Below are 8,971 nucleotides of genomic sequence, written 5' to 3' on the forward strand. Positions count from 1 at the left end.
TTCGCCGCCTTCAAGTGGGGGTATGGCGGCAGTCTACGGACAGATATTTCACAAAACCAGCGCCGCATAACCTTCGAAAGCGCTGCGCATGACCTGCCATGTGAAGTCGTCGGCGGGAATCAGATGCTCGATCCGCAGCGAGGTGAGGGTAATGTCCTGGGGCATGCCGAAGGTGGTGAAGGTCGATAGAAAGTTCAGCTCGCCCTGGGTCGAGCGCACGCGGGTCAACACCAGTGGCGGCATGTCGCTGGGCAGTTCGGTGTGGGCGGGCACCGGCAGGCTGGCCAGCAGCGCCGCCAACGATGGGTTGGTCAAGGCCTCGCGGGTTGCCCGTTGCCAGGCGAGGGTGCGGATCTCTTCGGCGTTGATCAGGTGATCGCCCAGGCCGCCCGATTGCAGCAGGGTGCTCAGCAGGTTCACGCCATCGGCGGCGCCCGGGTCGATTCCGACCAAGCCAAAGAGCACGGTAGTGCTGGTGTTGGCCGCCAGCACCTGCCACTCACTGCCGAGCAGAATCGCCGGGGCGGGGTTGTTGGCGTGCAGCACATGGCTGACCGCTTCGCGAATGGCCGCCATGGCCGGCGAGGCGAGGGGGGTGGCGGCATAACGCGGGGCAAAGCCGGCGGCGAGGAATACGCGGTTGCACTGGTCGAGGGGCACCTGCAGCGCGCTCAGCAGATTGTGCAGGGTGCCGGGGCTCGGCTTGGCGCGGCCGGTTTCCAGGCAACTGAGATGACGCTGCGAGACTCCGGTGATCAGGGCCAGGTCGAGCTGGCTCAACTGTGCCTGGCGGCGTAGCCGGCGCAAGTGTTCGCCGGCGGTAGCAGGATTGTCCATGGCGTGACCATGACCTCCGAGGTCATTGCGAGGGGCTGAACCTTATCACTATCGTGGGCCTCGATCACTTCAAGGAAGAGACCATGCACAGACCCTTTATCGCCCTGGCCGGTTTGCTCGGGTTTTCGCTGTATACGCTGATAACGATGCTGACCGCGGAGCAGTCGCTGCTGGCGTTTGGCCGGCAATTGCTGTCGCGCCCGGACACCGCGCAAGTGGTGATCGACCTGTACCTGATGGCGCTGCTGGCTTGTGTGTGGATGTACCGCGACGCCCGGCGGCGTGGGCGGTCGGTGGCGTCGGTGCTGCCTTACTGGGTGCTGACGGCGCTGTTCGTTTCGGTAGGGCCGCTGCTCTATATCGTCATCACGGGGTTGCGGGATGAATGAGCTATTGCGTGTCTACGCACTGTGCGTGTTGATGCTGTGCCTGAAGATGCTGGCGATTTCCTGCTATCAGGGCTTCTTCCGCCTGCGCGCGCGGGCGTTCACTAATCCCGAAGATGCGGCTTTCTTCAACCGTGCGCCGCAGCCAGACGAACTGCCGCAAGTCGGCCGTGCCGCCAGGGCGTGGGCCAATGACCTGGAGAACATTCCGCTGTTTTTTGTCCTCGGCGGGCTGTGTGTCGTGGCGGGCACCGCTTCGGTAGCCACGGGGGTGCTGTTCGGGGCTTTTACCCTGGCGCGGGTGGCACACACGCTCATGTACCTGATGGCGTGCCAGCCCTGGCGCACGCTGGCCTATGGGGTGGGCGTGGCGTGTCTGATCGGGTTGGGCGCGATGCTCGTGTTGAAAATGATATGAAGGGCGCCGGCGTCCTCAAGCGCTAGCTGTAGGCGCCGGCCCCGTGCGATCGAGCCGCCGGATGCCCCGGCAGGCTCAACCGATCAAACGCCTTTGGTCGACGGCAACAGAATCGTCAGAACCCCCAGCAACGGCAGGAACGAGCACAGCGTGTAGACGTACTCGATGCCATGGCTGTCCGCGAGCAACCCCAGCAATGCCGCGCCGATACCGCTGAAGCCGAACATCAGGCCAAAGAACACGCCGGCGATCATCCCGACATTGCCTGGCACCAGCTCCTGGGCGAAGACGACGATGGCGGAGAACGCCGACGCCAGGATGAAACCGATCACCACGCTGAGCATCGCGGTCCAGAACAGGTCGACATACGGCAGGGCCAGGGTGAACGGCGCCGCGCCGAGGATGGAGAACCAGATGACGGTCCTGCGTCCGATCCGGTCGCCGATCGGCCCGCCAAAGAAGGTGCCCGCGGCCACCGCGCCGAGGAACAGGAACAGGTAAAGCTGGGAACTGGCGACCGACAGGTTGAATTTCTCGATCAGATAGAAGGTGAAATAGCTGGTCAGGCTGGACATGTAGAAGTACTTGGAAAACACCAGCAAGGCCAGCACCACCAAGGCAAAGGTCACGCGACCTTTCGACAGGCCGTGGGTGGCTTTGCTGCCTTGCTTGAGCTTGAACAAATTGAGGTGGTTGCGGTACCAGCGGCTCAAGCCATACAGCACCAGGATCGCGAACACCGCAAACAGGCCGAACCAGGCGATATGCCCCTGGCCGTAGGGAATGACGATCGCCGCCGCCAGCAGTGGGCCGAACGCGCTGCCAGCGTTGCCGCCGACCTGGAAGGTCGATTGCGCCAGGCCGTAGCGCCCGCCGGAAGCCAAGCGGGCCACCCGCGACGTTTCCGGGTGGAAGGTCGACGAGCCGACGCCGATCAGCGCCGACGCCAGCAGGATCGCCGGGAACGTGCCGACAAACGCGAGCATCAGGATGCCAATCAAGGTACACACCATGCCCGCCGGCAGCAGCCAGGGTTTGGGGTGGCGGTCGGTGTGGTAGCCGATCCACGGTTGCAGCAGGGAGGCGGTCAGTTGGAAGGTCAGGGTGATCAGGCCGACCTGGGTGAAGCTCAGCCCGTAGTTGGCCTTGAGCATTGGGTAGATCGAGGGCAGCACGGCCTGGATCAGGTCATTGATCAAATGCGCCAGGGCGCAGGCGCCGAGGACGCGCATGACCAAGGGGCTGACTTGGGGCGGGCTGGAGGTGGCAGCGGGAGACGCGGTCAAGGTCGACATGCAGGCATTCCATACAAGGCAGTGAACGACGGGGACGGGCAGCGATGATTTAAACCGCCGCTCCATGGATGAGCTCGGCGTTTATGCTAGATTTGTCGAAAACGCCTGTCTCGCGAAATTCGGGCAGCAAACATCGCAAAAGAGGCGAAGCCATCAAAACACTGGATAAATTTCTGCGGGATATCGATGAGGGCGAGTGGGCCGTCATCAGCTCGGCCACCGACTATCCGGAGAGCTGGGTGATCCCCGACCATAGCCACGAGAAGCATCAACTGCTGTACGCCACCGAAGGCGTGATGGTGGTGCATTCGGCGCAGAATCAGTGGACGGTGCCACCCAATCGCGGCTTCTGGATGCCCAGTGGGCATGTGCATTCGCTGCGCTGCGTCGGGGCGTTGAAAATGCGCAGTGTGTTTGTTCGCCCCGCGAGTTTTCCGAACCTGCCGAGCGAAACCAAGGCCGTCAGCATTTCACCGCTGCTCAGCGAACTGATCAAGGCATCGGTCAGCTTGAAGCCGCCGTATGCCGAGGATTCGCGCGACGCGCGGATCATGCACCTGATCCTCGACGAACTGGCGCTATTGCCGGCCTTGCCGTTGTCCTTGCCCCAGCCTGCAGACCCGCGCATCCGCCGGATTTGCCTGGCGTTGCAGGACGACCCGGGCGATGCCTCGACCGTGGCGGATTGGAGCGAGCGCCTGGGTCTGGACCAGACCACCATCCAGCGCCTGTTCCGCCGGGAAACCGGCCTGACCTTCGGCCAGTGGCGCCAGCAAGCGCGGTTGCTGCTGGCGCTGGAGCGCATAGCCGTGGGCGAGAAGATCATCGATGTGGCATTTGAGCTGGGCTATGAAAGCCCGAGCGCCTTTACCAGTATGTTCAAGAAACAGTTCGGCAAGACGCCGAGTCATTTCTTCCGCTAGCGCAAGGCGCTGTCGAGCGCTAACACGGCGGGGTGCTCGCGCACACGTCCAGCAGGCCGTTGAAGGCGTCGATGTCCAGCGGTCGGCTGAGGAAGTAGCCTTGGCCTTCGTCACAGGCCACCGCCTTGAGCAGTGCCAGGTGTTCGGCGGTTTCGATTCCTTCCGCGGTGACTGTCAGCGACAGGGCGCGTCCCAGGCCGACAATCGCCTGCACAATGGCCTTGTCATCGGCGCTGTCCTCCAGCCGGTTCAAGAAACTGCGGTCGATTTTCAACCCGTCGAACGGGAACGCGCGCAAATAGCTCAGTGACGAGTAGCCGGTGCCGAAGTCATCCATGGCGATGCGGATACCCAGGTGCTTGAGGGTGTGCATGACTTCAAGCGCGCCGACGGCATCTTCAAGCATCACGCTTTCGGTGATTTCCAGCTCCATGCGCGTTGGCTCGATGCCGGACTTATTCAGGGCGTACCGCACGCGCTCCACCAGGTTGCCGCGCTTGAATTCGGTGGGGGACAGGTTTACCGACACAAACAGCTCATCCGGCCACTGCGCGGCGCACGCGCAGGCGGTTTCCAGCACCCAGTCGCTCAGCGAGAGGATTAACCCCGATTCCTCGGCAATCGGAATGAACGTGTCCGGTGCGATCAGGCCACGCTCCGGGTGTTGCCAGCGCACCAGCGCTTCGGCGCCGACCATTTGCCCGTCGCTGATGCGATAGCGTGGTTGAAAGTGCAGACGCAGCTCTGCGTGCTTGATCGCAAACCGCAGGTCGCTTTCCAGGCGGCGCCGTTCGATGATCCGCGCGTTCATTTCGCCGGAGTAAAAACGCCAGGTATTGCGCCCGGCGGCCTTGGCTTCGTACAAGGCAATATCGGCGTAGCGCAGTAACTCGGTGACGCCGTTGGCGTCATTGGGCGCGAGGGCGATGCCGATACTCGCGCTGATGAACACGTCCTGCTCGTCGACCCTGATCACCCGCTCGACGGACTCGATCAAGCGCCGGCACAAGGCTTCGACTTCGTCCTGGGCGCCGGCATCGATCAGGATCAGTACAAATTCATCGCCGCCGACCCGAGCGACCAGGTCACCGTGGCGCACGCAATCAGAGAGGCGGCTCGATACCTCATTGAGCACCCGGTCGCCGGCGGCATGCCCGAGCAAGTCATTGACCGGTTTGAACCGATCCAGGTCCAGGCTGAGCATGACCAAAGGGTGGGTGAGGGTGGGCAAGGCTTTGAGTTTACCGTCCAGAAACGCTTGCAGGCGCGTGCGATTGGGCAGCCCGGTGAGGGCGTCGTGCTGGGACAGGAACTCGATGCGGCGGCGCGCCTCGACTTCTTCGGTGACGTCGGTGGCCGTGCCGCGAAACCCGCCGCAGGGCATCTCGCGCGCCGACAGCCGGGTGGTGCGCTCCCGTCCCCGGGCGTCGACGTAGCGACACTGCAGGCTGATATCCGCGAGCCGCCCGGGCGTGGTCAGCCACTGAGAAAGGGCGCCGGCATCGGTGTCCAGCAGGTCGTACAGCGTGGCGCCGATCCAGGCCTGGCGGTCCAGGCCGGTGACGCTTTCGAAGCGCTCCGACAGGTAGGTGAAACGCCACTCGCCGTCGATTTCCCAGACCCAGTCCGAACTGGCTTCCACCACATCGCGAAAGCGTGCTTCGCTGGTGGCCAGCGCGTTTTGACTGTCTTGCAGCGAGGTGTGGCTGCTGTCGAGGGCCTGGGCGTCCGCCGTGGTGCGGCGCACAATCAGCCAGGTCATCAGGCACACCAGCAACGCCGCCAGGCCCAGCAGCGGCAAACCGACAGCCATCAAACGCATACCGGGCCGCTCGGGGTGCCAGTGCAGGCTGCCGGCGGCACCGTTCTCACCAAGGGCGAACAACAAGGTCTTGCCGATTTCATCGGGTGTGGCGATGTGCAGGTGATCGACGCCAAAGTCGTTGCCGATTTCGGTCAGCTTGGCGCTGTCGAGGATGTTGATGAAGAGCAATACCGAGGCTTTTCGGTCATCGGCGATCACGCTGGGGTCAGTGCCGGGCGTTATCGCCGCTGCCGCCACCAGCGTGGGGTTGCCGCGCACGTTAATGAACGTCGTGACCGGTGTGTCCGTCGCGGCGCCTGCGCGCGCTTGTTCGAGTAGCGCCGCGACGGGCTGGTCGAGCCATTCGGTCAGCTCAATCGGTTGCAGCTTGCCCTCGACCAACGCGTATACCGTGCGGTCCAGGTCGTTGACGACAAACACGCCTTGGAAACCGAAATCATGAAACAGCGTGGGCCCGACGTTTTCGCGGGTATAGGCCCAATCCGTGTCCACGGAAACGTGCAGGTGTTTGTAGGCATCGCCCCAGAATGCGTAATCCTTGACGGTCAGGCGCTGGGATTTTTCCAGGGACTGCACCGCCTTGCGCGTGTAGAAGGCGCTTTCGCTGTCTTCGAATCGGTTCAGTTCCTGGGCGAGGTACACCAGCGAATAGCTGGCCGCCGCAAACACACAGGCGAGCAGCACCACGCACTGGAACAACGACGTGCGCGCCATCGACAGGCTGGTGCGTTGGGAAAGGTTACGAATGATCGGGGCGAAGGTATTTGGCATTGATTCCCGCAGGGCGTCGCCGCTTGTCAGGGTGATGACAGGCTATCGGCAGCCTTACGCAGAAAATGAGCGTTTGAGGCGCGGCGCGCCCATTCTCCCGGTACCTGGCTCAAGTGTGGGCGGGTGCCCTTAGTTGATTCGAGGCATGGAACCTCATCCCAACAGCCGCCATTCGATGTTTTGCTCATTGACTGTGATGATGTCGGGCGGCAAAAACCGCGGCTTAACGGCCGCGGGAGAGGCGGGCGTGGGTCTGCCGGTTGTCGGTTCAAGAAGTTTGGCTTTGGCCAATTGCTGGATCAGTGCTTCGCTGGGCTTTTCTGGTGGGACGTTGGCCAGGCGTGCTTCCAGCCATTGCAGCTTGCCGTCCCAGGTGGGGAGTTTGGCGGGGGGTAGGGGGAGGATGTCGTTGATTTCGGGGACTTTGGGGGCGGCATAGGAGTAGTTTGCGAGAATTCGCCAGATTTTTTCATAGCGTTCGGCGCGCTCAAGGTCTTCCTGCTGGCCGAGGTAGTACAAACGATCATCCGACTTGGGGCCGAGAAAGCCTTTACTCAGAAAGGACGCGGAGGTGCTGTCACCTGCAATTAACCCAAGTTGAAATGCCTCAAGGGCCTCCTGATAGTGTCCATCTGTCGACAGGTCAACTCCTAGCGCCCTGGCGGCCTTACCATGGCCCTGTTCGGCCGAGCATCGGCGCATCTGCCGGGCGATGTTCGGAGCAATGTTGATTGGCGCCAGTATGTCCCCCACTTCGTACTGGGCTTGCGCGCTGCCCTGATCGGCGGCCTTACGAAAGTAACGCAATGACATGGCCGTATCCTGCTTCAGCCCAGCCGAGCCGCTTTTCAGAAAGAGGCCGATAAAGTAGTACCCCGTCGCCACATTCGCGTCGATCAGTTGCTGACTCAGGCGCAGGTGTTCGTCGCCACTGAGCGTGAAGTGGCCGCGCATGGTGCCGTTTTGCAGGTTGATGTTGGCTTTGTAATGGCCATTCTCGGCAGCAATCCGGTACAGGCGCTCGATCTCGGCGTCGACGCTTTTGTCCTGCTTGAGCAGGTTGTTTTTCTGGAGCCAGCGAGCGTATTGAAACAGCTCATCGGCCTCGGCGGACGGCGAAGGAATTTGCTCGTGTACACAGGTAAAGGCCAGCTTGGTTTTGATCTCGGTCAGTGGGTTCACGGCAGGGTCCTGAGTAGGGTGAGTAGGGGCGCTGCCGTTATCGCAGGCAGCCAGCAGCAGGCTTGTCAGCAATAGGAGTCTGCACATCAGTCAAGGTCCTTCACGGTCTTTCCATCCTAATAATGTCGACGCGACCGATAGAGCCGTACCGCCGCCCGTTGTCTTGTCGCCGACGCGAAAGATGCCTTGCATGCCTCACCCCAACAGCCGCCATTCGATGCTTTCCTCATTGACCGTTATGATGTCGGGCAGCAAAAAACGCGGCTTGTGACTCTCAATCTGCAGGGTGGGCATGATCTCGTTCTTCTCGAAACGGCGGATCACGCCATCGCTGAGCCGCGCATAAACATCGCGACTCAGGCTGAATGCCCGCCAATAGCCAGTCTGGGGGCAGGCCTGGCCGCTGGTGCAGGTCGGTTCGGGGTAGCTGGCCTTGATGAACGCGGGGGAGTCGGGTGTGGGTCTGCCGGTTGCAGGTTCAAGGAGTTTGGCTTTGGCCAACTGCTGGATCAGCGCTTCGCTGGGCTTTTCTGGCGGGACGTTGGCCAGGCGTGCTTCCAGCCATTGCAGCTTGCCGTCCCAGGTGGGGAGTTTGGCGGGAGGTAAGGGGAGGATGTCGTTGATTTCGGGGACTTTTGGGTTGGCGTAGGAGTAGTCCGCTAGCAGGCTCCAGATTTTTTCATAGCGTTTAGCGCGTTCGAGGTCTTCCTGTTGACCGAGGTAGTACAACCTATCGGAGGGAGGATGACCGCGAAAGGCTTCTTCCAACCTACCAGCAGCGCTCTCGTGACCAGCTACAACGCCCATCTGGAAGACCTCAAGCGCTTCCTGGTACCGACTCTCGTTTTTAAGATCGACACCCAAAGCAATAGCTGCATCGCCATTACCCTGTTCAGCCGCACAGCGGCGCATCTGCCGGGCAACATCAGGCGCGATGTCAATCGGCGCCAGTATATCCCCTACAGCGTACTGAGCTTGGGCACTGCCCTGATCGGCCGCCTTGCGAAAATAGCGCAATGACATAGCCGTATCCTGCTTCAGTCCGGCAGAACCGTTCTTCAGGAAAACGCCGATAAAGTAATATCCCGTTGCCACGTTCACGTCGATCAATTGCTGACTCAGGCGCAGGTGTTCGGCGCCACTGAGCGTGAAGTGGCCGCGCATGGTGCCGTTTTGCAGGTTGATGTTGGCTTTGTAATGACCATTCTCGGCAGCAATCCGGTACAGGCGCTCGATCTCGGCATCAACGGTCTCGTCCTGCTTGAGCTGGTTATTTTTCTGCAACCAGCGGGCGTACTGGAATAGAACGTCGGCTCCGGCCGACGGTTGGGGAA

The 8,971-nt window shown here is 61.6% G+C and carries 8 protein-coding genes; 3 read left to right on the top strand and 5 right to left on the bottom strand.

All coding sequences use genetic code 11. The annotated features are described in order from the left end of the window. Positions 1 to 48 precede the first annotated feature (48 nt). Complete coding sequence (locus NR164_RS00755; RefSeq protein ID WP_046383632.1) at positions 49 to 837, bottom strand: helix-turn-helix domain-containing protein; 789 nt, start codon at positions 835 to 837, stop codon at positions 49 to 51. An 83-nt stretch (positions 838 to 920) separates the two neighbouring features. Between NR164_RS00755 and NR164_RS00760 the strand changes: the two genes are divergently transcribed. Both NR164_RS00760 and NR164_RS00765 read left to right on the top strand, forming a co-directional pair. Further along, positions 921 to 1,226 carry a DUF2834 domain-containing protein gene (locus NR164_RS00760; RefSeq protein ID WP_017846441.1) on the top strand — a complete coding sequence of 102 codons (306 nt, stop codon included), beginning with the start codon at positions 921 to 923 and terminating at the stop codon, positions 1,224 to 1,226. After that, positions 1,219 to 1,641 carry an MAPEG family protein gene (locus NR164_RS00765; protein WP_256822085.1) on the top strand — a complete coding sequence of 141 codons (423 nt, stop codon included), beginning with the start codon at positions 1,219 to 1,221 and terminating at the stop codon, positions 1,639 to 1,641. The genes NR164_RS00760 and NR164_RS00765 overlap by 8 nt, the downstream gene beginning before the upstream one ends. Before the next feature lie 83 nt (positions 1,642 to 1,724). On the opposite strand, the gene NR164_RS00770 is transcribed toward NR164_RS00765, so the two are convergent. Then, positions 1,725 to 2,936, bottom strand: coding sequence for an MFS transporter (locus tag NR164_RS00770; protein WP_017846439.1), 1,212 nt, complete (start codon positions 2,934 to 2,936; stop codon positions 1,725 to 1,727). Positions 2,937 to 3,019: 83 nt separating this feature from the next. Here NR164_RS00770 and NR164_RS00775 point away from each other — a divergent pair, with 83 nt between their 5' ends. Beyond that, positions 3,020 to 3,859: a helix-turn-helix domain-containing protein gene (locus NR164_RS00775; RefSeq protein ID WP_017846438.1), complete on the top strand. Its 840-nt coding sequence runs from the start codon at positions 3,020 to 3,022 to the stop codon at positions 3,857 to 3,859. A gap of 19 nt (positions 3,860 to 3,878) precedes the next feature. Here the strand turns inward: NR164_RS00775 and NR164_RS00780 are convergent, their stop codons facing one another. The 3 genes from NR164_RS00780 to NR164_RS00790 all read right to left on the bottom strand — a co-directional run. Beyond that, positions 3,879 to 6,455, bottom strand: coding sequence for an EAL domain-containing protein (locus tag NR164_RS00780; RefSeq protein WP_079443993.1), 2,577 nt, complete (start codon positions 6,453 to 6,455; stop codon positions 3,879 to 3,881). 153 nt (positions 6,456 to 6,608) lie between these two features. Then, complete coding sequence (locus NR164_RS00785; protein ID WP_256822086.1) at positions 6,609 to 7,724, bottom strand: sel1 repeat family protein; 1,116 nt, start codon at positions 7,722 to 7,724, stop codon at positions 6,609 to 6,611. 108 nt (positions 7,725 to 7,832) lie between these two features. Beyond that, positions 7,833 to 8,971: sel1 repeat family protein (locus NR164_RS00790; RefSeq protein WP_256822087.1), on the bottom strand; the 1,139-nt coding region annotated here is incomplete at its 5' end.

This window comes from Pseudomonas sp. Pse79, assembly GCF_024519615.1.
In the GTDB taxonomy this organism is placed as follows: domain Bacteria; phylum Pseudomonadota; class Gammaproteobacteria; order Pseudomonadales; family Pseudomonadaceae; genus Aquipseudomonas; species Aquipseudomonas veronii.